At 67.1% G+C, this 21,652-nt stretch carries 20 protein-coding genes and 6 tRNA genes; 6 read left to right on the forward strand and 20 right to left on the reverse strand.

Features of this window, described 5'->3' with window-relative positions; genetic code table 11:
• The first annotated feature begins 57 nt into the window (after positions 1–57).
• From EV672_RS01125 to EV672_RS01140, 4 genes are read left to right on the forward strand one after another with little or no spacing between them, the layout of a single operon-like run.
• Positions 58–930, forward strand: a complete 873-nt coding sequence (locus EV672_RS01125; RefSeq protein WP_133605745.1) for an acyl-CoA thioesterase — start codon at positions 58–60, stop codon at positions 928–930.
• A complete protein-coding gene (locus tag EV672_RS01130) occupies positions 923–1,537 on the forward strand; it encodes a chromate transporter (protein WP_133605746.1) in 615 nt (204 codons plus the stop codon). Before EV672_RS01125 ends, EV672_RS01130 begins: the two co-directional genes overlap by 8 nt.
• A complete protein-coding gene (locus EV672_RS01135) occupies positions 1,534–2,082 on the forward strand; it encodes a chromate transporter (RefSeq protein ID WP_133605747.1) in 549 nt (182 codons plus the stop codon). The genes EV672_RS01130 and EV672_RS01135 overlap by 4 nt, the downstream gene beginning before the upstream one ends.
• Positions 2,083–2,097: 15 nt before the next feature.
• Positions 2,098–2,403, forward strand: a complete 306-nt coding sequence (locus tag EV672_RS01140) for a GNAT family N-acetyltransferase (RefSeq protein WP_133605748.1) — start codon at positions 2,098–2,100, stop codon at positions 2,401–2,403.
• Positions 2,404–2,457: 54 nt separating this feature from the next.
• Here EV672_RS01140 and EV672_RS01145 read toward each other — a convergent pair whose 3' ends face one another.
• From EV672_RS01145 to EV672_RS01165, 5 genes are all read right to left on the reverse strand, one after another.
• Entirely contained in the window at positions 2,458–4,113 is a 1,656-nt protein-coding gene (locus tag EV672_RS01145; RefSeq protein ID WP_133605749.1) for an exosortase C-terminal domain/associated protein EpsI, read from the reverse strand.
• A gap of 68 nt (positions 4,114–4,181) precedes the next feature.
• A complete protein-coding gene (locus EV672_RS01150) occupies positions 4,182–5,075 on the reverse strand; it encodes an EpsD family peptidyl-prolyl cis-trans isomerase (RefSeq protein WP_166643402.1) in 894 nt (297 codons plus the stop codon).
• A gap of 134 nt (positions 5,076–5,209) precedes the next feature.
• A complete protein-coding gene (locus EV672_RS01155; protein WP_133605751.1) occupies positions 5,210–5,761 on the reverse strand; it encodes an FxDxF family PEP-CTERM protein in 552 nt (183 codons plus the stop codon).
• A gap of 66 nt (positions 5,762–5,827) precedes the next feature.
• Positions 5,828–7,153, reverse strand: a complete 1,326-nt coding sequence (locus tag EV672_RS01160; RefSeq protein WP_133605752.1) for a 3-deoxy-D-manno-octulosonic acid transferase — start codon at positions 7,151–7,153, stop codon at positions 5,828–5,830.
• Positions 7,154–7,226: 73 nt separating this feature from the next.
• Positions 7,227–8,615 (reverse strand): phosphomannomutase/phosphoglucomutase, encoded by a 1,389-nt coding sequence (locus EV672_RS01165; RefSeq protein WP_166643403.1) that lies wholly within the window; start codon positions 8,613–8,615, stop codon positions 7,227–7,229.
• Positions 8,616–8,747: 132 nt separating this feature from the next.
• On the opposite strand from EV672_RS01165, the gene EV672_RS01170 reads away from it, so the two are divergent.
• Both EV672_RS01170 and EV672_RS01175 read left to right on the forward strand, forming a co-directional pair.
• A complete protein-coding gene (locus EV672_RS01170; protein WP_166643404.1) occupies positions 8,748–9,707 on the forward strand; it encodes a DMT family transporter in 960 nt (319 codons plus the stop codon).
• A 13-nt stretch (positions 9,708–9,720) separates the two neighbouring features.
• Complete coding sequence (locus EV672_RS01175) at positions 9,721–10,230, forward strand: MaoC family dehydratase (RefSeq protein WP_133605755.1); 510 nt, start codon at positions 9,721–9,723, stop codon at positions 10,228–10,230.
• 48 nt (positions 10,231–10,278) lie between these two features.
• On the opposite strand, the gene EV672_RS01180 is transcribed toward EV672_RS01175, so the two are convergent.
• From EV672_RS01180 to trpB, 15 genes are all read right to left on the reverse strand, one after another.
• A tRNA-Asp gene (locus EV672_RS01180) sits at positions 10,279–10,355 on the reverse strand.
• 50 nt (positions 10,356–10,405) lie between these two features.
• A tRNA-Glu gene (locus tag EV672_RS01185) sits at positions 10,406–10,481 on the reverse strand.
• Between the two features lie 101 nt (positions 10,482–10,582).
• A tRNA-Ala gene (locus tag EV672_RS01190) sits at positions 10,583–10,658 on the reverse strand.
• A gap of 102 nt (positions 10,659–10,760) precedes the next feature.
• A tRNA-Asp gene (locus tag EV672_RS01195) sits at positions 10,761–10,837 on the reverse strand.
• A gap of 50 nt (positions 10,838–10,887) precedes the next feature.
• Positions 10,888–10,963: transfer RNA gene (locus tag EV672_RS01200), tRNA-Glu, on the reverse strand.
• Between the two features lie 74 nt (positions 10,964–11,037).
• A tRNA-Ala gene (locus tag EV672_RS01205) sits at positions 11,038–11,113 on the reverse strand.
• A 131-nt stretch (positions 11,114–11,244) separates the two neighbouring features.
• The gene (gltX, locus tag EV672_RS01210) at positions 11,245–12,717 is read right to left on the reverse strand and encodes a glutamate--tRNA ligase (RefSeq protein ID WP_133605756.1); all 1,473 of its coding nucleotides are present in this window, start codon (positions 12,715–12,717) and stop codon (positions 11,245–11,247) included.
• Positions 12,718–12,735: 18 nt separating this feature from the next.
• On the reverse strand, positions 12,736–14,019 hold the full coding sequence (locus EV672_RS01215) for an O-succinylhomoserine sulfhydrylase (RefSeq protein WP_133605757.1): 1,284 nt from the start codon (positions 14,017–14,019) through the stop codon (positions 12,736–12,738).
• A gap of 39 nt (positions 14,020–14,058) precedes the next feature.
• Positions 14,059–15,585 (reverse strand): amidophosphoribosyltransferase, encoded by a 1,527-nt coding sequence (purF, locus tag EV672_RS01220; protein WP_133605758.1) that lies wholly within the window; start codon positions 15,583–15,585, stop codon positions 14,059–14,061.
• Between the two features lie 81 nt (positions 15,586–15,666).
• Entirely contained in the window at positions 15,667–16,278 is a 612-nt protein-coding gene (locus EV672_RS01225; RefSeq protein WP_133605759.1) for a CvpA family protein, read from the reverse strand.
• A 41-nt stretch (positions 16,279–16,319) separates the two neighbouring features.
• The gene (locus EV672_RS01230) at positions 16,320–17,108 is read right to left on the reverse strand and encodes an SPOR domain-containing protein (protein ID WP_133605760.1); all 789 of its coding nucleotides are present in this window, start codon (positions 17,106–17,108) and stop codon (positions 16,320–16,322) included.
• Between the two features lie 83 nt (positions 17,109–17,191).
• The gene (gene folC, locus EV672_RS01235; protein ID WP_133605761.1) at positions 17,192–18,571 is read right to left on the reverse strand and encodes a bifunctional tetrahydrofolate synthase/dihydrofolate synthase; all 1,380 of its coding nucleotides are present in this window, start codon (positions 18,569–18,571) and stop codon (positions 17,192–17,194) included.
• 121 nt (positions 18,572–18,692) lie between these two features.
• On the reverse strand, positions 18,693–19,568 hold the full coding sequence (accD, locus tag EV672_RS01240) for an acetyl-CoA carboxylase, carboxyltransferase subunit beta (protein WP_133605762.1): 876 nt from the start codon (positions 19,566–19,568) through the stop codon (positions 18,693–18,695).
• Between the two features lie 5 nt (positions 19,569–19,573).
• The gene (gene trpA, locus EV672_RS01245; RefSeq protein WP_133605763.1) at positions 19,574–20,404 is read right to left on the reverse strand and encodes a tryptophan synthase subunit alpha; all 831 of its coding nucleotides are present in this window, start codon (positions 20,402–20,404) and stop codon (positions 19,574–19,576) included.
• Positions 20,404–21,648 (reverse strand): tryptophan synthase subunit beta, encoded by a 1,245-nt coding sequence (trpB, locus tag EV672_RS01250; protein ID WP_133605764.1) that lies wholly within the window; start codon positions 21,646–21,648, stop codon positions 20,404–20,406. The genes trpA and trpB overlap by 1 nt, the downstream gene beginning before the upstream one ends.
• Between the last annotated feature and the right edge of the window lie 4 nt (positions 21,649–21,652).

A 21,652-nucleotide genomic window follows, 5' to 3' on the forward strand; every position in this document is an offset into this window, starting at 1 on the left:
GCACACAAAAAAGCACGATCGTTCGATAATGCCTCACCCTCACACGACGTGCCTGCCATGAACCTGTTCGCCCCCACCTCCGCCGAGGCCGCTGGCCCGACCGCCACCCTGGCCGAGCTGCTGTCCCGCCGCGAACGCACCGACGCTGGCTCGCTGCACCGCGTGCGTTTCGACGTCAGCCCGGATTGGCAACAAGGCCGCACAACCTTCGGCGGGGTGCTGTCCGCCCTCGCCGTGCAGGCCATGCGCGACGTCTGCGGCAGCGACTGGCCCTTGCGCGCCCTGCAGACCAACTTCGTCGGCCCCGTCAGCCCGGGCCGTTTCGACATCGAGGTCGTGCTGCTGCGCCAGGGCAAGAACATCCGCCAGGTGCAAGCCCGCGTGCTGCAAGCCGATGAAGCCGGCGTCGAACAGGTCGGTGGCGTGCTGCTGGGCGTGTTCGGCGCGGCGCGCACCTCCACCCTGCCTCACCTGCGTCCGGACCACCACCCCGTGGCCAAAGACCCCGACAGCGCCTTCCTGTGGCCCTTCGTGCCGGGCATCACGCCGGCCTTCACGCAGCACCTGGAATTCCGCCAGGCCGAAGGCGGCATGCCGTTCACCGGCTCGGACGAATGGCACAGCCGCACCCACGTGCGCCTGCGCGCGCCCGGGGGCATCGACAACGAGCTGCAATCGGTGCTGCTGGCCGACGCCGGCCCGACTCCCGCCCTGGCCCAGCTCAACGGCTTCGCACCGGCCTCGTCGGTGTCCTGGGCGCTGGAGCTGCGCCCGGTCGAGCTGGGCACAGGCTCAGACACTGGCTTTTGGCGCATGGACAAAGACGCCCTGGCCACCGGCGACGGCTACGTCAACGAAAAGACCACACTGTGGACGCCCGACGGCCAGCTCGCCGCCTTGGGCTACCAGGTCGTGGCCGTGTATGGCTGACACGCCAGCACTGGCCCGCCCGGCCTCGTTGCGCGAGCTGTTCATCGCTTTCACTGTGCTGGCCTTGCAGGGCTTTGGCGGCGTGATCGCCGTGGCGCAGCGCGAGCTGTGCGAGCGCCGCCGCTGGCTGGACGCGCGCGAGTTCGTGGACATGCTCGCCTCGGCCCAAGTGCTGCCCGGCCCCAACGTCTGCAACCTGTCGCTGATGATCGGTGACCGTTTCTTCGGTTGGCGCGGTGCCCTCACCGCCCTGGCCGGCATGATCCTGGCGCCCATGGCCTTGATGCTGCTGCTCGCCTGGGGCCTGGGCGAGGCCAGCAGCCTGCCCCAGGCGCAAGGGCTGATCCGGGGCGCGCTGGGCGGCATCGCAGCGGTGGCGGCGGGCCAGATCATCGGCACGGTGCTCAAGCTGTCGGCACCGCTGCGTGAGCACGAACTGGGCTGGCCCGCCTGCTTGGGCCTGGCCGCACTGGCACTGGCCCTGGTCGTTCAATGGCACTGGCCGCTGGTGCAGGTGCTGCTGAGCCTGGGCGGTGCCGCCTGCCTGGTGAGCTACGCCCTGCTCAAACGACAGGCCGCGCGGCGAGCGCAAGAGACGCAGGCATGAGCGTGCCGGTCTGGTCCTGGTCGCCCGAGGTCTGGTGGACGCTGTTCGGGCATTTCCTTGCCTTGTCGCTGATGTCGATCGGCGGGGCCATCACCCTTGTGCCCGACATGCACCGCCGCCTGGTGCAAGACAGCGCCTTGCTCAGCGACGCCGACTTCACCGGCGCCATCGCCCTGGCCCAGGCCGCTCCCGGCCCCAACGTGCTCTTCGTGGCCCTGATGGGCTGGTACGCGGGCGGCCTGGGTGGCGCGGTGGTGAGCATGGTGGGCATCATGCTGCCCTCGACGACGCTGGCGCTGGCCGTCTCGCGCTGGGTTTCGGTGCGGCGCCACTGGCTCGGCGTGCGCGCCTTCCAGGCGGGCATGACGCCCGTCACCGTGGGTCTGCTGCTGGCCACGGGCTGGCACCTCATGCCGCCGCTGGACGGCCAACCACGGGCCTGGGGCCTGGCGGTGGCCGTGGCCTTGCTGGTCTGGCGCACGCGCATCCGCTTGATCTGGCTGGTGCTGGCCGGTGCGGTGCTGGGCGCGCTCGGGGTGGTCTGAGGCACACTGAAAGCCATGAGCCGCACTGCCACACCTGCCCAAGCCACGCCCTTGGCCATCCAGCACCACGCTGGCACCGGGCGCTTCGAAGCCATGGTCGAAGGCCTGCGCTGCGAGCTCGACTACCAGCTCGACGAACGCCTCATGCGCATCACCCATACCGGCGTGCCACGGGCCCTCGAAGGCAGGGGCATTGCCGCTGCGCTGGTCGCCCACGCCCTCGCATGGGCGCGTGCGCAAGGCCACCAGGTCCAGCCGCTGTGCAGCTATGTGCAGGTGTACATGCGGCGCCACCCCGAGTGGCAGGACCTGCTGGCCTGACGCTGGCGCTTGGGCTCAGCCGCTGGGCTCAGCCGCTGGGCTCAATCGCCAAGGTCAGCGCCCTGCTGCGTCTTCTGGTAGTGCCCCCAGCACGCGCAAACGCTGGGAAGGCGACAAGGCTGCAGCCAGATCGCGTGCGAAAACCTCCTGCCAGCGCCAGCCCGCATCGGCGTTGGCATTGATGGTGGAGAGGCGCACCAGCAGGCCATCGGCCAGGCCGCGGCGGCTCAGCCCCGCGATGAGCTGGCGCCACTTGAGGCTGGCCTCGTCACGCACAGGCTCATCACCAAACAAGCGCCAGTAAGTGATGGGCTCAGGGCGCTCTGGCAAAGCCGCCACCAGACGCACCACAGGCAGGCTGGATGAGGCTGTGGCACCGGTCAATGCCAAGCTGCCCGGCGTGACATCGCTGACCCGAAAGCCCCCGGCCCGGTAGCAAACCTCGGGGCGGTGCATCTGCAAACCCACCGATTGCTGGCGCCCATAGGCCACCGACAGCATCACCCGCTGGCCGCTGGGGTGCACATAAGTGCGTTCCAGCACCTGGTCGTACATCTGGAAGCGCCGCGCTGCTTCGAACGCAGGCCTCACCATGCCAGAAGCCACCGGGTCCAATCGCCAGGCACTGCGCGGCGCGCTGGCTGGTCCGTCGTCCTGGGTCGGTATCTCCAGCGGGAACAACGATTCCAGAGGCACCTGCGCACGCGCCTCGGCCTCAGTCGAGATGCCAGGTCGCAAGCACCAGCCGGCCCATGCGGCCACACCGAGGCAGGCAGCCAGGACCAGACCGCGCCTGGCCGAGGACACGCCCGTCGGCGTTGGCGTTGGCTTTGGCGTTGGCATCGGCGCAACCGCCGTCCCATGCCGGTCGGCCGAAGCACCGGCAGACACACGCCGATCAGGCCAGATCAGACCGAGCACAGCGTCTGCAATCGCCATCAACACCAGTGCGACCGCGAACAGTGCCAGACCGGCAAAATTGTGGACAAAGCCCTGACCTGCCGCGTCGCCGAAATGGTGGGTCACCACCACCAGGATCATCACCCGCACCACATTGGCCAGGAAAGACACCGGCACGGCCAGCACCGCGAGCAAGCCGTTGCGCCACCACGAGGTGTGCTGCGCGAGGTGGCTGTAGAGCAGGCCCATGGCCTCCAGGATGAACATGGAGTGCAGCCCGGCACAGGCCTCGGCCACCAGCAGTTGGTACTGCCCCACCGTGATGACGACGCCACTGCGCCCCACCGGATACCCCACGCCGGACAGCACGGTGGTTGCCACCATGGACACCGCCTCCTTGAGCGGCGCCGTCAGCGCCAGCACCAGCGAGAACGGCAGGGGCATGGCGAACAGGCAGAACAGCCAAGCGAACCAGGTGCGGCGCAAGCCCTGCCAGCCGCGAGCCGACCACATCACCAGCAAGGCCGACAACCACAAAGACAGCAACTCGATGCGGATGAACTCCTGCGAGCGCCCCAGCACATAGCCCAGCAAGCACAGCACCCAGGTCAGCCAGAAAATGGCGCCCAGGCGGACGGGCCGCCCTTCCGACGTGGCGTCTCGCTGGCGCCAGACCAACCAGCCCGCCACGCCCAGCAACAGCAACTCATGACCTTGACTGTAGGCGGTCCAGGTGCCGAACAACCAGTCCCACAGGCTGGGGATGGCCAGGGTCAACCAGGCCAGGGGCAAGAGCAAAGACAGTGACACAGGCAGAACTCCGTGTGTTCAGCGCGGCCCAGGCACCGCGCCAGGCACCGCGCCAGGTACAGGCACGCTCAGTGACTGGCCGACGGCTCAGGCGCGCTGGCGACGTCCGCGGCCGAAGCGGCAGAGGCGACTGCCGCAGCCTGAGCCATGAACCGGGTGATCTTGGCCTGCTCGCGCAAACGGGTCATGCCGTCGCGCACGGCTTCCTGCCGGCGTTGTCCAGCCAGCACCGCCTGGATGGCCGGCGTGGCCTGGCCCAGCAGCACTGGCGCGTCTTCCGTCTTGATCACCGTCAGCATGTAAACGCTGTCAGGTCTGCGCAAGGCGATGGAATGGCCAGGCTTGAGCTTGGCCAGACGGGGCAGCAACTCCAGCGGCAGCCCCTCGGCCCACTGCGCAAAGCGCCGGCTCTTGCGCGGCACCGTCTGTTGCGCAAGCCAAGCCTGCAGTTCTTCCACGCTGCCAGTTGATTCAACCTTGCGCAACCAGGCATCCACATCGCCGGCGGGAACCTGGGCCACGGTCTCCTCCAGCAAGTACTGGCGGCGCTGCGAGAACAACTCCGGGTGCTCGTCGTAGTAGCGCTCCACCGCACTGGTGTCTGGGAGGGATGCCTTTTCGGCCAGTTGATCCTGGTAGGCGCGCGCCAGCACCTCCCGACGGGCCAAGGCCAGGGCCTGCAAAGTCCTGGGACTGCTGTCCAGCCCAGCCTGCACAGCGGCCTGGGCGGCCAACTCCTGCTCGATCAGGCTGTCGAGCGCACGGGCCGAAGCCTGCTCACCAAACCTGGCCCCCAGCGCGGGCTGCAATTGCAGCAAGGCCTCCACCTGGTGGACCGAGACCTCCCCTTCGTTGACCTGGGCGGCCACCTGGGACTCACCTGCCGCAGGCGCTGCGTCCTTCTTGCTGCAACCGCCCAGCAAAGCCACCACAGCCACGAAACACACCCAAGTTTTGTCCAAACCCAACTCCTGTCATGGGGCTTGACCCGCCCGTGAAACCCAAAAAAAACGGACCCGAAGGTCCGTGATGGCACAAACGGGCATGACCCGCTTGTGGATGGCCCGACAGGCCACCGGCAGTGGCAACAGCCTGATCAGGCGGCCTTGCGGCTGCGGCGCAGCAGCAAGCCAACGCCAGCCAAGCCCATGGCGGTCAGTGCCAGGTCAGCGGGCTCGGGTGCCGGCGAAGCCACCGAAGCGGTCGTGCGGATGGTACCAGCGTAAGAAGCCGACCGATTGTCGCCAAGCGTCACAAAACCCGTCACTGCCAACTTGTAGCTGCCAGCGCTCAGGTTGGAGAAGCTGAAAGTGTTGGTGGTGCCGTTGAAGGGGATGCCGAGGTCCACACCGTAGTAGGAGCCGAAGCTGGTGTTGCCCAGGATCAACGAGGTCAGGACCACGTCCTTGTCAAAGGACAGCAAGGCGTTCAGCAGAGAGCCATCGGTCGTCGTGCCAGAGACCGTGCCGCTGCCACCGATGCTGAACGTGTAGTAGTCGGTGAAGCCCGGCGTGGACGCGTAAAACGTGTTGCCGAAGGTCTTGTCCGCTGCGCTCAGCGTGCCAAGGTTGGCCTCGAGTGCGGATGCCCCAAAGCATGCCAGGGACAGGACTGCACCGATAGAACCAACTCGAATCACGTTTTTCATGACAACCTCACTGCGTTTCCAATGTCTGAACGATACACAAATCAGTTGCAGATTGTTACCCCCCGATCACGGGGCATACACAAAACGGAGTATGTCAACCGACATGCGCTTCGACGCCCCCTGGTGCTGGCGTGCAAACGCCCTGGCTGCTGACTGCGCGGATGAAGCCCCTTCTGCCAGCCAAACCTGTGACGCATGCACAGCCTCCGGCCAGTCAGCCACTCGTCGCGATGCCCCTGCCGCCAAGCTCAGTTCTGCTGCTTCCGAGAAATTGTACGTCGAAGGCCCCAGGATCAGCGGGCATCCACAGGCCGCAGCTTCGATCAGGTTTTGCCCGCCCAGCGGCGCGAAGCTGCCGCCCAGCCAGGCCACGGTGGCCGCAGCGTAGTACGCCGGCATCTCGCCCATGCTGTCGCCCAACCACACGTCGGCACCCAGGGCGACCGCATCGGGCTGATGGTCAGGCCAGCTGCTGCGCCGCGACAGGCTCAGACCGCGCTGCGCCACGAGCGCCGCCACCTCGTCAAAGCGCTGCGGGTGACGCGGCACAATCAGCAAGCGGGGCCTGGGGATCGGAGATGCCTTCGGCGCGGCCAACCAGGCTTCGAGCAAACCGGCCTCCTCGCCCTCCCGCGTGCTGGCGGCCAGGCACAGGGGACGGGCATCGGCGCCCCGCCAGCGCCGCCCCAGCGTCAGCAGCTCGGGTGACGGCGTCATGTCGAACTTGAGGTTGCCACACACCTGCACCGGGTCCGCACCCATGGACCGCAGGCGGTCCGCGTCACATTGCGTTTGCGCCAGGGTCAGGCTCAGGGCCTGGGCCGCGGGGCGCAACAAGGCCGCGAAGCGTTGTCCTTGCCGCAGGCTTTTGGCACTCAGCCGCGCATTGGCCAGCACCATGGGCACCTGGGCCAGGCGGGCTTCGTGCAGCAAATTGGGCCAGACCTCGGTTTCCATCAGCACGCCCACGCTGGGCTGGAAATGGCGCAAGAAACGCCGCACGGCCCCCGGCGTGTCGCAAGGCAACCAGCTTTGTGCATCGCCCGGCTGCAGCAGCGCGCGACCGGCTTCGCGGCCCGTGGCGGTGGTGTGGGTCAGCAGCAGGCGCAGCCCTGGCCGCTGCGCGCGCAAAGCGGCGATCAGCGGCGCGGCGGCGCGGGCCTCGCCCAGCGACACCGCATGCACCCAGACCCGGCCGCCGTGTGGATGTCGGCTGCCCTCCAGGCCCGCGCTTCCTCGGTAAAAGCCCAGGCGCTCAGGCCAGTGTGCGCGGTAATCGGGCTCTTCGCGGCCACGCGACCACACCCGCCACAGGTAGAGGGGCGTGCCCAGTCGCAAGACGAGGGTGTAGGCCTGGCGCGCGAGCCAGGCCTTGACAGGAGAATCGGCCAAAGGGGGGTGATGCGGTTTCAAGCCCGCGATCGTAGCCTAGGCCGGACCTGCCAGTCGCGCGAACCGCGAACGCTCAGTGCGCCGAGGCGCCCACGTGCGCGTCCGGCTTGACCGCCAGGATGGCGGCCATGAAGTGCGCGCGGATGCGCTCCAGCGCTTCGGGCGTCTGGCCCTCGAAACGCAGCACCAGCACCGGCGTGGTGTTGGAGGCACGCACCAGGCCGAAGCCATCGGGGTAGTCGGCACGCAGGCCGTCGATGGTCGTCATCTCGGCGCCCTCGAAGGTGGCCGTCTGGCGCAGCTTGTCGATGACGGCGTGGTGCTCGCCCTCGGCGCAGGGCACGTTCAGCTCGGGCGTGCTGTGGCTGGTGGGCAGGGCGTTGAGCACGGCGCTGGGGTCGGCCACCTTGGACAGGATCTCCAGCAGGCGGGCCGCCGTGTAAGTGGCGTCGTCGAAGCCATACCAACGCTCGCCGAAGAAGATGTGACCGCTCATCTCACCGGCGAACGGCGAGGCCATCTCCTTGAGCTTGGCCTTCACCAGCGAGTGGCCGGTTTTGTACATCACCGGCACGCCGCCGGCTTCGCGGATGGCCACGGCCAGGCGTTGGCTGCACTTGACGTCGAAAATGATGGGGGCACCCGGCACGCGCGAGAGCACGTCCTTGGCGAACAGCATGATCTGGCGGTCCGGGAAGATGTTGTGGCCTTCCTTGGTGACCACGCCCAGGCGGTCGCCGTCGCCATCGAAGGCCAGGCCCAGGTCGGCGCCTTGCGCCTTCACGGCCGCGATCAGGTCGGCCAGGTTCTCGGGCTTGGACGGGTCGGGGTGGTGGTTGGGGAAGTCGCCATCGACCTCGGAGAACAACTCCGTGACCTCGCAGCCCAGCGCGCGCAGGATGCCCGGGGCCGAGGCGCCAGGGATGCCGTTGCCCGAATCCACCACGATCTTCAGCGGGCGGGCCAGCTTGCAGTCGCCGATGATGCGCTGGGTGTACTCGGCCAGCACGTTCAGTTCGGTCAGGCCACCGTTGCCGCTGGTGTAATCCTCGGCCTCGATGCGCTGGCGCAGGCCCTGGATGTCGTCGCCGTGAATGGCGCGACCGGCCAGCACCATCTTGAAGCCGTTGTAGTCCTTGGGGTTGTGGCTGCCCGTGACCTGGATGCCGCTGTGGCAGCCGACATCGCCGCGGGTGGCGGCCACGTAGTACAGCATGGGCGTGGTGACGGCGCCCAGGTCGATCACGTCGATGCCTGTGGCGCGCAGGCCGCGGATCAGGGCTGCGCTCAACGAAGGCCCGGAGATGCGGCCGTCGCGGCCGATGGCCACGGCCTTCTCGCCCAGCTTCAGCGCTTCGGTGCCGAAGGCCCGGCCCAGGTGCTCGGCCACGGCTTCGTTCAAGGTCTGCCCGACGATGCCCCGGATGTCGTAGGCCTTGAAGATGGAAGCGGTGACTTGCATGGTGGTCCTTTGCTGGATGGAGTGTTGTTCGCAGATTGTAGAGACGCCCAGATGACAGTTCGTGCCGCCCATGCCCCTCGGTCTGCGGGTGTGGATGCGGATGTGGGCGCCGCCAGCTATGATCGTTTTCACATGAATCCCAAAGACTTGCTGGCCATGATCGCGCTGGCCGCCATCTGGGGGGCGTCCTTCCTCTTCCTGCGGGTGGCGTCCCCGGCCCTGGGCCCCTTGGCGGTGGCCGCCGGTCGCGTGGGCCTGGCCGCGGCCTTGCTGCTCCCGCTGGCCTGGCAGGCCGGGCAAGGGCGCGCCATGCGCCTGGCCATGTGGCCGTTGGCGGCATCCTCGCTCTTGTCTTGCGTGCTGCCCTTCCTGGCACTGAGCCGCGCCGCGCAGACACTGCCCGCCGGGCTGATGTCCATCCTGAACGCCGCCACACCCATGTGGGGCGCGCTGGTGGGTTGGGCCTGGGCTGGCGAGAAACTGGGCCGCGCGCGCATGCTGGGCCTGCTGGTCGGCATGGTCGGCGTGACCTTGCTGAGCGCCGATGCGTCGTCCCTCATGCCCAAGGGGCAGTGGCACGAGACCTTGCTGGCTTGCGCCCTGCTGATGGCCGGCACGCTGATGTACGCCATGTCGGTGCACTTCAACCAGCGCTTCCTGCCTGGCATGAGCCCCATGGCCATCAGCGCCGGCACCATGGGCTGGGGCGGTGCCTGCTTGCTGGCACCCGCCTTGTGGACAGGGCCGATGCCGATGGCGCATGCCGGCCTCGGTCAAGGCGCAGTCCCAGCGCTGTGGGCCGATGTGCCTCTGGCCGCCTGGGTCTCGCTGGCTGGGCTCGGCGTTCTGTGCACCGCCCTGGCTTATGTGATGTTCTTCCGACTGATCCAGCGCATCGGGCCCAGCCGCGCGCTGACCGTCACTTTCCTCATCCCCGTGTTCGGCATGCTGTGGGGCGCCCTGTGGCTGGGCGAAGTCATCACGCCCACCATGCTGGTCAGCACGGGCATCATCGCCTGGGGCACCTGGCTCTCCAATCGCCGGCCTGCCTTGCCGGCCGCCCCCGCTTTGTCCGCCACCACCCACACCTGACCGCGGAGCTCCCATGCCATCCGAACCCCCAAACGCCGCCAAACCCGATGTCCGCTGGCATTGGGAAGATTTCCACGAGGGCCTGAGCCTGACCTTCGGCCCCAAACGCGTCGAGCGCGATGAGGTCATCCGCTTCGCCACCGATTTCGACCCCCAACCCTTCCACCTGAGCGAGGAGGCGGGCAAGGCCTCGCTGTTCGGCGGGCTGGCGGCCAGCGGCTGGCACACGGCCGGCATGGTGATGCGGCTGATGTGCGACGGCTTCCTGCTGGACTCCAGCAGCCTGGGCTCGCCGGGGCTGGACAGCCTGAAGTGGCTCAAACCGGTGATGGTGGGCGACGAGATCCGCGCGCGAATGACCATCCTGGGCACACGCCCGATGAAGAGCAAAGCGCACGTGGGCCTGGTGCAGTCGCGCTGGGAAGCCATCAACCAGCGCGACGAGGTCGTGATGGTGATCGAGAGCTGGGCGATGTTCGGCCGGCGCGAGGCGGCCACGGAAAGCCACGCTGCGGGGCTGTGAGGGCCAGCAAAAAAGCCCCGATGGCGGACCATCGGGGCTTTGCATTTTTGGCGGAGTGGACGGGACTCGAACCCGCGACCCCCGGCGTGACAGGCCGGTATTCTAACCAACTGAACTACCACTCCACGTGGCTGACGACTTTCACTGCTTTCGCAGCACAAGCGCCGTCAAAACTTGGCGTCCCCTAGGGGATTCGAACCCCTGTAATCACCGTGAAAGGGTGGTGTCCTAGGCCTCTAGACGAAGGGGACTTCGTGCTTCTGAACTTCAAACTTCTCAATTGCTTGAAACGTCGCCGTGCCTGCCTGCGCCCTGACAACCGCCACACGTTGCGGACATCCGCAAGGTGTTTTGGTGGAGGTAAGCGGGATCGAACCGCTGACCTCTTGCATGCCATGCAAGCGCTCTCCCAGCTGAGCTATACCCCCATCGTGTTCGCACATGCGCCTCACGAGGCGGGCGCCAGACTGGCACCGAAACCGTTTCAACGATGCCGCTGTGTCACCAGCAACATCTTCTTCCAAAGAACTTGGCGGAGTGGACGGGACTCGAACCCGCGACCCCCGGCGTGACAGGCCGGTATTCTAACCAACTGAACTACCACTCCGCGTGGCTGACGTCTGTGGCTGCTTGCGCAACCCAAGTGCCGTCAAAACTTGGCGTCCCCTAGGGGATTCGAACCCCTGTAATCACCGTGAAAGGGTGGTGTCCTAGGCCTCTAGACGAAGGGGACTCAATCCTTCATGCATCTTGTTCGACGCTTCACTTGGCCCAACCGCAACCGGTTCACCGCGCAACCTGGGTTGCTGGTGGAGGTAAGCGGGATCGAACCGCTGACCTCTTGCATGCCATGCAAGCGCTCTCCCAGCTGAGCTATACCCCCGTCAAACTGGCTTGCAGCTTTCACTGCCAACGTAGCTTTTCGGTTTGCCCGGCTGCTTTGTTCTCAAACAAAGCGTCGTTCAAGCGAGACCAAGAGTATATACCGGTTTTTGCGTGTCTGACAAGCAGATGTCAGGCGCGGCGCAAACGTTGCACAACGACATCACGCTCGAACAGGGCCAGGGCCGCGTCCACCGACGGTGTTTGCGAACGACCGCACACCAGCAGGCGCACCGGGATGGCCAGTTGCGGCATCTTCAAGCCATGCTCACCCAGCGTGTCTTTGAGGGCCTGGGCGATGCCGGCCTTGTCCCAGGTGGCGGTCGTCAGGCGCTCGGCCAGGGCGGCCACGGCGGGCTTGACGGCCTCGGTGAGCTGCGCAGCCAGTTCCTCGGCCGGCGGGGTGACATCGGCCACGTACATGGCCAGCCAATCGGCCAGCTCCACGGTGGTGGCGCAGCGGTCTTTGTAAAGCGCGCACAGGGCGATCAGCCTGGCATCGCCCTCCCCTGCCTGCAGCAAGGCGGGCAAGGTCACGCCACGGCGGGCGAACTGCTCGCGCACCAGGCCGGCCAGCAAGGCGTCATCGGCCGTCTTCATGTGTTGCTGGGCCACCCAGCGCAGCTTGGCCTCGTCGAACTGGCTGGCGCTCCTGCCCAGGTGGTCGAGGTTGAACCATTCGATGAACTGGGCGCGCGAGAAGATCTCGTCGTCGCCGTGACTCCAGCCCAGGCGGGCCAGGTAGTTGACGATGGCGTCGGCCAGGTAGCCTTCGTCGCGGTACTGCGTGACGGCCTTGGCGCCATGGCGCTTGGACATCTTGGAGACGTGCTTCTCGCCGTGCTCGTCCACCGTTTCGGTCATCACGGTGGGCAGGTGGGCGTAAACCGGCGGCTCCTGGCCCAGGGCGCGCAGGATGTTGATCTGGCGCGGGGTGTTGTTGACGTGGTCGTCGCCGCGGATGACGTGGGTGATGCCCATGTCCATGTCGTCCACCACGACGCAGAAGTTGTAGGTGGGCGTGCCGACGAAGCTGTCGCTGTCGGCCGCGGCCGGGCGGGCGATGACCAGGTCGTCGAGTTCGTCGTTGCTGATCTCGATGCGGCCCTTGACCTTGTCTTCCCACACGACGCTGCCGCCTTGCGGGTTCTTGAAACGCAGCACGGGCTTGACGCCAGCGGGCACGGGCGGCAGGGTCTTGCCCGCCTCGGGGCGCCAGGTGCCGTCGTAGCGGGGCTTTTCCTTCGCTGCCATCTGGCGCTCGCGCAGGGCGTCGAGTTCGGCCGAGCTCATGTAGCAGGGGTAGATCAGGCCCTTGTCCAGCATCTCCTGCACGACCTGCTTGTAGCGGTCCATGCGCTGCATCTGGTAGAACGGGCCTTCGTCGTGGTTCAGGCCCAGCCACTGCATGCCGTCCAGGATGACGTCAACCGCGGCCTGCGAGGAGCGTTCCTCGTCGGTGTCTTCGATGCGCAGGATGAACACGCCCTGGTTGGCGCGCGCAAAGGCCCAGGGATAAAGGGCCGAGCGGATGTTGCCCAGGTGGATGAAGCCGGTGGGCGACGGGGCGAAACGCGTGCGGACAGGGGTGCGGACGGACGTCATGGGTTCTTCAGGCGATCTTCAAGCGTTCAGGGTGTCGAGGCCGCGGGCCAGGTCGGCCGTGAGGTCGTCGATGTGCTCCAGGCCCACGGCCACGCGGACCATGCCCTGCGTGATGCCGGCGGCCAGGCGCTGGTCTTCGGTGAGGCGCCCGTGCGAGGTGCTCGACGGGTGCGTGATGAGGGTTTTGGTGTCACCGAGGTTGGAGGTGATGGAGCACAAGCGGGTGTGGTCGATCACATGGAAGGCGCCCTGGCGCAGGCGCATCGCGTCTTCGCTCAGGGTGGCCGGCCCGGGCACGGTGACAGGGCCTTGCGCAGGCTTCGTGGTGAAGGACACCACCGCGCCGCCGCAACCGTTTTGCTGCTTCATGGCCAAGGCGTGCTGCGGGTGGCTGGGCAGGCCGGGATAGAAGACCTGGTCCACCTGCGGCTGCGACTCCAGCCATTGCGCCAGCTTGAGCGCGTTGGCGCTTTGCGCGGCCATGCGGATGGACAGCGTCTCCAGGCCCTTGAGCACGACCCAGGCGTTGAAGGGCGACAAGGCCATGCCCGCACCGCGCAGCGTGGCCATCAGCGGGCCGTTGACGATCGCGTCCGGGCCGCAGACGGCACCGGCCAGCACACGGCCCTGCCCATCGAGGTACTTGGTGCCGGAGTGGATGATGAGGTCGGCGCCCATCTCCACGGGCTTTTGCAAGGCCGGTGTGCAGAAGCAGTTGTCCACGGCCAGCAAGGCGCCACCGGCGTGGGCGATCTCGGCCAGCGCGGCGATGTCACAGACCTCGGTCAAGGGGTTGCTGGGCGTTTCGGCGAACAGCAGCTTGGTGTTGGGCTGCATGGCGTCGCGCCACTGCTGCACATCGGTCTGCGACACGAAGGTGGTCTGCACGCCGAACTTGCCGAACTGGTTGGCCAGCAGCGAGATGGTCGAGCCGAACACGCTGTGCGAGCACACGACGTGGTCGCCCGACTTCAGCAGGCCCATCACCATCAGCAGGATGGCGCTCATGCCACTGGCGGTGGCAATCGCCGCCTCGGTGCCTTCGAGCGCCGCCAGCCGACGCTCGAACATCATCGTGGTCGGGTTGGTGAAGCGCGAATAAACGAAGGCTTCTTCTTCGTTGGCAAAGCGGGCGGCGGCCGTGGCGGCATCGGGGTGGTTGAAGCTGCTGGTCAGGAACAGCGCTTCGGAGTTCTCACCCCACTGCGTGGCGGGCAGGCCCTCGCGCACGGCCAGCGTCTCGATGCGGGCATCGGGCGGCAGGTCCTTGCGCGGCAGTTTTTTCTTGTCGGTGTCGGCCATGGCGGCCCTCCTGTCGGATCGAGAAACAGGCTTGGGGGCTCAGTCCGGCTTGTTCTGCAAGGCCAGGCGCGAGTTGGAAGCGGCTTCCTCGTCGGTCTGGGTCAGGCGCTGCGACTCGATGGCGGCGAAGTCGGCCGCGCTCACATCGCCCGTGATATAGACGCCGTCAAAGCACGAGGCCTCGAAGCCCTGGATGGCCGGATTGAGCTTGCGCACCACCTGCTTCATGGCGTCCACGTCCTGGTAGATCAGGGCATCGCAGCCAATGATCTTGCGGATGTCGTCGAGCGTGCGGCCGTGGGCGACCAGCTCGGCCTTGGTGGGCATGTCGATGCCATACACGTTGGGGAAACGCACCGGCGGCGCGGCGGAGGCCAGATAGACCTTGTTGGCACCCGCCTCGCGGGCCATCTGCACGATTTCCTTGGACGTGGTGCCGCGCACGATGGAGTCATCGACCAGCAGCACGTTGCGGCCCTTGAACTCCAGGCCGATGGCGTTGAGCTTCTGGCGCACGGACTTCTTGCGGGCACTCTGGCCCGGCATGATGAAGGTGCGACCGACGTAGCGGTTCTTCACGAAGCCTTCGCGGTACGGCTTGCCCAGGCGCTGCGCCAGCTGCATGGCCGAGGGGCGGCTGGACTCGGGGATGGGGATGACGACGTCGATCTCCGAGGGCGGCATGGTCGAGATGACGCGCTGGGCCAGGGTCTCGCCCATTTCCAGGCGGGCCTGATAGACCGACACGCCGTCCATGACCGAGTCCGGGCGGGCCAAATAGACATACTCGAACATGCAGGGGTTGAGCACCGGGTGATCGGCGCACTGCTCGGCATGGACCACGCCATCGAGGTCGATGAACAGGGCTTCGCCCGGAGCCACGTCGCGCACGAAGCGGTGGCTGGTGCCTTCCAGCGCCACCGACTCGCTGGCCACGATGACTTCGCGGCCCTCGGGCAGGTCGGCCTCGCCATAGCACAGGGGGCGGATGCCGAAGGGGTCGCGGAAAGCGACCAGGCCGTAGCCGGCGATCAGGCAGATCACGGCGTACGAGCCCTTGATGCGCTTGTGCACGGCGCGCACAGCCTTGAAGACGGCTGCGGGCGTCAACGGCAGCTCGCGACCGGCCAGCTCCAGCTCGTGGGCGACGACGTTGATCAGCACCTCGGTGTCGCTGTCGGTGTTGAGGTGGCGGCGGTCGATGTCGAACAGCTCTTTGCGCAGGTCGTGCGCATTGGTCAGGTTGCCGTTGTGCACCAGCACCAGGCCAAACGGCGCGTTCACGTAGAAGGGTTGGGCCTCTTCTTCGTTGAAGGCATTGCCGGCCGTCGGGTAACGCACCTGGCCCAGGCCCACATTGCCGGGCAAGGCGCGCATGTCACGGGTGCGGAACACGTCCTTGACCATGCCGCGGGCCTTGTGCATGAAGAACTTGCGGCCATGGTCGTCAGGACCTGCCGTGACGATGCCTGCCGCGTCCTGACCCCGGTGCTGCAGCAGCAGCAACGCGTCATAGATCAGCTGGTTGACGGGCGTCTTGGAAATCACCCCCACGATGCCGCACATGGTTCACCTCTCCGCGGACGGCGGTCCGCTCTCAAACATCAAAGAAAAAATCTGGCCGCACAGGGCTTGTCACGTGATGGCTCAAAAGGCCACAGGCTGGGGCTCTGGCCGGGGCCCAGGCAGGAATTGGAGCACCTGAACGGGCAGGATGGGACGAAGCCCCTCCAACAGCACCTGACTCCAGCCCATGCTGCGTGAAGAGCGCCACAACTCGGTCTGCGCCAGCGGCGTCATCTGAACCAGCGTGGCCACCACCAGGGCCACCAGCACACCACGCATCAGGCCAAACACGGCCCCGAGCATGCGGTCGGTGCCGCCCAGGCCCGAGGCCTTGAGGATTTGCGCCAGCCCCCAGGACAGCACGGCCCAGCCCAGCCAGGTCACCACGAACACCACGACCATGCCGGCCAGCACGTTCATGCGCGAGCCGGGCTCGCCCACGGGCAGGCGCAAGCCGGTGTCAGGGCCCAGGAACTGCGCGGCGAAATACGCCACGGCCCAGCCCAGCAGGGCCAGCAATTCGGTCAGCAGGCCGCGCCAGGCGCCCACCAGCACGGACACACCCAGGCCGACCGCCACGACAAGGTCGATCAAGGTCCAGGAAGCGGGCAAGGCTGGCAGCGCTTGCGAAGCAGCCTGCGCCACCTGTGCCACCTGTGCAGCCTGGTTGAGGGCGTCCACCGTGGGGGTCATCGGGGCGTCATCCGGGTGTCATGCCAGGCATCACCGCGCGCTCACAGCGTGAGCACGGCGCCAGGCAGGCCGGCTTTGCGCAGGGATGCCGCCGCCTTGTCGGCCTCGGCCTTGTCGGCATAGGGGCCCAGGCGCACGCGGATGCGCTTGCCCTGGGGGGTGTCCACCTGCTGTGCATAGGTTTTCAGGCCCAGGCGCTCGGCCTTCATGCGCGCCTCGTGGGCCGAGTTGGCGTCCGCGAAGGCGCCGAACTGCACCACGTAACGGGTGCCGGCTTTGTCCTTGTCGGACTTGTCTTTGTCGGATTTCTTATCAGTGGGCTTGTCTTTGGCCTTGTCGGCCGTGTTCGCTGCGGGCTTGTCAGCCGCCTTGGGTGTGGCCTTGGAAGCCGCCGCCACCGCAGGCTTGCTGGCCGCTGGCTTGGTCACGGGCACGGATGCCACCGCAGCCGCACGGGGCGACGCGTCGGTCACGAACTCTTCGCGATCGGCCTCGGGCTGTGCCCCCCGGGCTGCCGGAGCGACCGGCGCGGTGACCGCCGCGATCGTCGCACCCGGTGTCGGGCCGCTGGCAGCGGACTGCGGCGTCTGCTGGGCCTGTTGCGCTTGTGGGGCCTGCACGATCTGGATCTCACCCGACATGGGGCGCGGCTTGGTCTCGAACAACCAGGGGAAGCCCACGACGCCCGCGCCCACGAGCACCACCATGCCGATCAACCTGCGGCGCGCACGCACCCGCATCACCTCGACGTCCGACGACGACAGGGGCACGGCATCGGGCGTCACAGGAGACCCACGGCGGAAGCGCTCAAAGAAGGAAGGCAAAGGCATGCAGAGGTGTCAGGCGGGAAGCGGTCTGGCGAACGAGGCAAGGAACAGGGCAAAGAACGGGGCTGTGGGCAAAGCGGTGTGCGTCAGGGCGCCGGGAGCGCGGCCTCAGCCGCGGCCAGGTGCGGCGCGTTCAGCCTGGGCAGGCCTGCGTGCAGCACGCCACCCACCGTGAAGAACGACCCGAAAACCACGATTCTATCCGTCGGGTCGGCGCCAGCCAGGGCCGCGTGGAGGGCTGTCAGCGGGTCGGCATGGCGGTGAACCGTCGCCTTGGGCGCCGTCGCCGAAGGGTGCGCAGCGGTGTCTGCCTCGATGGCATCCTGCAACTGCTGGGCCGAGGCCGCACGCGGCGTGGGCAGGTCGCAGCAATGCCAGGTGTCCACCAGCGGGCGCAGCTTGTGCACCATGCCGGCCAGGTCCTTGTCGGCCATGGCGCCCCACACGGCATGGGTGCGCGGGAAAAAGCCCATCTGGTCGAGGTTGACGGCCAGCGTCGCCGCGGCATGCGGGTTGTGGGCCACGTCCAGGATCAGCGTGGGCTGCCCGGGGATGATCTGGAAGCGGCCCGGCAACTCCACCGTGGCCAGGCCGGTGCGCACCGCCTGGGCCGACACCGGCAGGCGGTTGCGCGTGGCCTCCAGCGCGGCCAGCACGCCCGAGGCGTTGAGCAGCTGGTTGGCACCGCGCAAGGCCGGATAGGCCATGCTGTTGAAACGCTTGTGGCGCCCCCCCCAGGACCACTGCTGCCGGTCGCCTGCGTAGTTGTGGTCACGCCCGAACAGCCACAGGTCGGCGCCGATGCTTTCGGCGTGTTGCTCCAGGCTGGCCGGCGGTTGCGGGTCCGAAACCACCGCAGGGCGCCCGGCGCGCATGATCCCGGCCTTCTCGAAGCCGATGGCCTCGCGGTCCGGGCCCAGGTAATCCATGTGGTCCAGGTCGATGCTGGTGACGATGGCGCAATCGGCATCGATGACGTTGATGGCGTCCAGGCGACCACCCAGGCCCACCTCCAGGATGACCGCGTCCAGCCCGGCGCAGGCCAGGGTGCGCATGATGGCCAGGGTCGTGAACTCGAAATAGGTCAGCGGGATGTCACCGCGCGCGGCCTCGATGGCCTCGAAGTGCGGCAACAGTTCGGCCGCCGTGATCAGTTGCCCACCGACGCGGCAGCGCTCTTCGAAATGCACCAGGTGGGGCGAGCCATACACCCCGGCCTTGAAGCCCGAGGCGAGCAAGATGCCCTCCAGCATGGCGCAGGTCGAGCCCTTGCCATTGGTCCCCGCCACGGTGAAAACCACCGGTGCGCCATCCACGGGCTCCTGGCCCAGGGGCGTGCCCAGCGTCACGCCGGTGCGCTGCCAGACCTGCCCGACACGGTCCAGGCCCATGTCGATGCCCACCGGGTGCAATCGCTCGCAATGGGCCAACCAGTCATCCAGGGTGCGTGGGGTCGAGGCAGTCATGGGCTTCAGTTGAGGGCGCAGGCGCGCACATGCAAGGCGGGAAACAGGACAGGAAGCAAAACGGGCTGCTCAGCGCAGCCCGCTCAGGAGGGGTGCAATCACGCAGATTGCGCGGGGTCGATCAGGCCGACACGGCGTCTGCCGGCTGGCGCAACATCACGGCCAGCTGACGGGCGATGGCGCGGCGCAGCTCGCGGCGGTCCATGATCATGTCCACGGCACCCTTTTGCAGCAGGAACTCGGAGCGCTGGAAACCCTCGGGCAGCACTTCGCGCACGGTGTTCTCGATCACGCGGGGGCCCGCGAAGCCGATCAGGGCCTTGGGTTCGGCGATCACCACGTCGCCCATGAAGGCGAACGAAGCCGACACACCGCCCATGGTCGGGTCGGTCAGCACACTGATGTAGGGCAGCTTGGCTTTGGCCAGCAGCGTCAGCGCCGCGTTGGTCTTGGCCATCTGCATCAGGCTCAGCAGGCCTTCCTGCATGCGGGCGCCACCGGTCGCGGTGAAGGAGATGAAAGGCGTCTTCTGCGCCACGGCGGTTTCCACGCCACGCACGAAACGCTCACCCACCACCGAACCCATGGAGCCGCCCATGAAGTCGAACTCGAAGCACGCGGCCACCACCGGGATGCTGTGCACCGAGCCGCCCATGACGATCAGGGCATCGGTCTCGCCGGTGGCTTCCATGGCCTGCTTGAGGCGCTCGGTGTACTTGCGGCTGTCCTTGAACTTCAGGGCATCGACCGGCAGCACTTCCTGGCCCAGCTCGTAACGGCCCTCGGCATCGAGGAAAGCGTCCAGGCGGGCGCGCGCACCGATGCGGTGGTGGTGACCGCACTTGGGGCAGACGTTGACGTTGGCCTCCAGGTCGTTCTTGTAGAGCACCGTCTCGCACGACGGGCACTTGACCCACAGACCTTCCGGCACCGAGCGGCGCTCAGACGGGTCGGTCGGCTGGATCTTCGGGGGCAGCAGTTTCTCAAGCCAAGACATCTCGGTCATCCTTTCAGGGAATCCAGTGCAGCGCGGATTTCGGCGATGAAGCCGCGGGCCGCTGCCACCACGGTTTCAGGAGATTGGGTTTCGAGCAGCTGGACCAGCCGCGAACCGATGACGACGGCATCCGACACCGCGGCCACGGCCTTGGCGGTTTCGGCATCGCGGATGCCAAAGCCCACGCCCACGGGCACGCTGACGTGCGCCTTGATGCGCGGCACCATGTCGGCCACGGCGGCGGTGTCCAGGTGGCCCGCGCCCGTCACGCCCTTGAGCGAGACGTAGTAAACGTAGCCCGCAGCGATGCGGCCCACCTCGGCCATGCGCTGTTCCGAAGACGTGGGCGCCAGCAGGAAAATGGGGGCCAGGCCCACCGACTTCAAGCGCGCCGCGAACTCTTCGCACTCCTCGGGCGGGTAGTCCACCACGAGCACGCCATCGACGCCGGCGGCTTTGGCATCGCGCACAAAGCTGCCCGGGCCGTGGCGCAGGTCGTGGTTCTCGATGGGGTTGGCGTAGCCCATCAGCACGATGGGCGTGGTGGCGTTTTTCGCGCGGAAGGCACGGACGTCGTCCAGCACGTGGTTGAGCGAGATGCCCTTGACCAGCGCACGCTCGGCGGCCTTCTGGATGACCGGGCCATCGGCCATCGGGTCAGAGAAAGGCACGCCCAGCTCGATCACGTCGGCGCCGGCTTCGGCCATGGCCAGCATGATGTCCACGGTCTTCTCGGGGAAGGGGTCGCCGCAGGTGATGAAGGGGATCAGGGCCTTGCCGCCTTGCGCCTTGAGCGCGGCGAAGGTCTGGTCCAGGCGGGTCGGTGCGTGGCTCATCACAGGCCTCCCTTCACCGATTGGCCGCGGCAGGACGGGCGGCAGTAGAACTCGGCGCCGGTCAGGTCGGCCACGGTGCCGATGTCCTTGTCGCCACGGCCCGACAGGTTCACCAGGATGTGCTGATCGGGGCGCATGGTGGTGGCCAGCTTCATGGCGTAAGCCGCGGCATGGCTGGACTCCAGCGCAGGGATGATGCCCTCGGTGCGGCACAGGCGGTGGAAGGCTTCGAGCGCTTCCTTGTCGGTGATGCCGACGTACTCGGCCCGGCCGATGTCCTTGAGGTAGGCATGCTCGGGGCCGACACCTGGGTAGTCCAGGCCGGCCGAAATCGAGTGCGTCTCGGTGATCTGACCGTTCTCGTCTTGCAGCAGGTAGGTGCGGTTGCCGTGCAGCACGCCGGGCACGCCCATCTGCAGCGACATCGAGTGCTTGCCGCTGGCCGCGCCCTCGCCTGCCGCCTCCACGCCGATCAGGCGCGTGCCTTCGTGCGGGATGTAGGGGTAGAAGATGCCCATGGCGTTGGAGCCCCCGCCCACGCAAGCCACCACCGCATCTGGCTGGCGACCGATGGCCACCGGCATCTGCTGCAGGCACTCCTCACCGATGACGGCCTGGAAGTCGCGGACCATGGCGGGGTACGGGTGCGGGCCCGCCACCGTGCCGATGATGTAGAAGGTGTTCTCGACGTTGGTGACCCAGTCGCGCATCGCTTCGTTGAGCGCGTCTTTCAGCGTCTTGCTGCCGCTTTCGACGGGCACGACCTTGGCGCCCAGCAGGTGTATGCGGTAAACGTTGGGCGACTGGCGCTTGACGTCTTCCGCGCCCATGTACACCACGCATTCCATGCCGTAGCGGGCGCAGATGGTGGCCGTGGCCACGCCGTGCTGACCGGCACCGGTTTCAGCGATCACGCGGGGCTTGCCCATGCGCTTGGCCAAAAGAGCCTGGCCAATGGTGTTGTTGATCTTGTGCGCGCCGGTGTGGTTGAGGTCTTCGCGCTTGAAGTGGATCTGGGCACCGCCCAACTCGCGGCTCAGGCGGTCGGCGTGGTAGATCGGGCTGGGGCGGCCGACGAAGTTGGCCAGTTCGCGGCGGAACTCGGCCTTGAAGTCGTCGTCGTGGCGGTAGTGCTCGTAAACGTCCTTGAGTTGGCTGAGTGCCAGGATCAGCGTCTCGGAGACGAAGGTGCCGCCGTAGGGGCCAAAGTGGCCGCGGGCATCGGGTTGGTCGTATGTGAACATGTCA

The organism is Aquabacterium commune, assembly GCF_004362855.1.
Classification (GTDB): domain Bacteria; phylum Pseudomonadota; class Gammaproteobacteria; order Burkholderiales; family Burkholderiaceae_C; genus Aquabacterium; species Aquabacterium commune.

Coding starts and splice junctions, on each gene's coding strand:
- accD (WP_133605762.1), bottom strand. CDS start 19,568: ATGTCTTGGCTTGAGAAACTGCTGCCCCCGAAGATCCAGCCGACCGAC.
- EV672_RS01230 (WP_133605760.1), bottom strand. CDS start 17,108: ATGCCTTTGCCTTCCTTCTTTGAGCGCTTCCGCCGTGGGTCTCCTGTG.
- EV672_RS01175 (WP_133605755.1), top strand. CDS start 9,721: ATGCCATCCGAACCCCCAAACGCCGCCAAACCCGATGTCCGCTGGCAT.
- EV672_RS01130 (WP_133605746.1), top strand. CDS start 923: ATGGCTGACACGCCAGCACTGGCCCGCCCGGCCTCGTTGCGCGAGCTG.
- EV672_RS01135 (WP_133605747.1), top strand. CDS start 1,534: ATGAGCGTGCCGGTCTGGTCCTGGTCGCCCGAGGTCTGGTGGACGCTG.
- EV672_RS01125 (WP_133605745.1), top strand. CDS start 58: ATGAACCTGTTCGCCCCCACCTCCGCCGAGGCCGCTGGCCCGACCGCC.
- gltX (WP_133605756.1), bottom strand. CDS start 12,717: ATGACGTCCGTCCGCACCCCTGTCCGCACGCGTTTCGCCCCGTCGCCC.
- EV672_RS01225 (WP_133605759.1), bottom strand. CDS start 16,278: ATGACCCCCACGGTGGACGCCCTCAACCAGGCTGCACAGGTGGCACAG.
- trpA (WP_133605763.1), bottom strand. CDS start 20,404: ATGAGCCACGCACCGACCCGCCTGGACCAGACCTTCGCCGCGCTCAAG.
- folC (WP_133605761.1), bottom strand. CDS start 18,571: ATGACTGCCTCGACCCCACGCACCCTGGATGACTGGTTGGCCCATTGC.
- EV672_RS01170 (WP_166643404.1), top strand. CDS start 8,748: ATGAATCCCAAAGACTTGCTGGCCATGATCGCGCTGGCCGCCATCTGG.
- purF (WP_133605758.1), bottom strand. CDS start 15,585: ATGTGCGGCATCGTGGGGGTGATTTCCAAGACGCCCGTCAACCAGCTG.
- EV672_RS01215 (WP_133605757.1), bottom strand. CDS start 14,019: ATGGCCGACACCGACAAGAAAAAACTGCCGCGCAAGGACCTGCCGCCC.
- EV672_RS01165 (WP_166643403.1), bottom strand. CDS start 8,615: ATGCAAGTCACCGCTTCCATCTTCAAGGCCTACGACATCCGGGGCATC.
- EV672_RS01155 (WP_133605751.1), bottom strand. CDS start 5,761: ATGAAAAACGTGATTCGAGTTGGTTCTATCGGTGCAGTCCTGTCCCTG.
- EV672_RS01140 (WP_133605748.1), top strand. CDS start 2,098: ATGAGCCGCACTGCCACACCTGCCCAAGCCACGCCCTTGGCCATCCAG.
- trpB (WP_133605764.1), bottom strand. CDS start 21,648: ATGTTCACATACGACCAACCCGATGCCCGCGGCCACTTTGGCCCCTAC.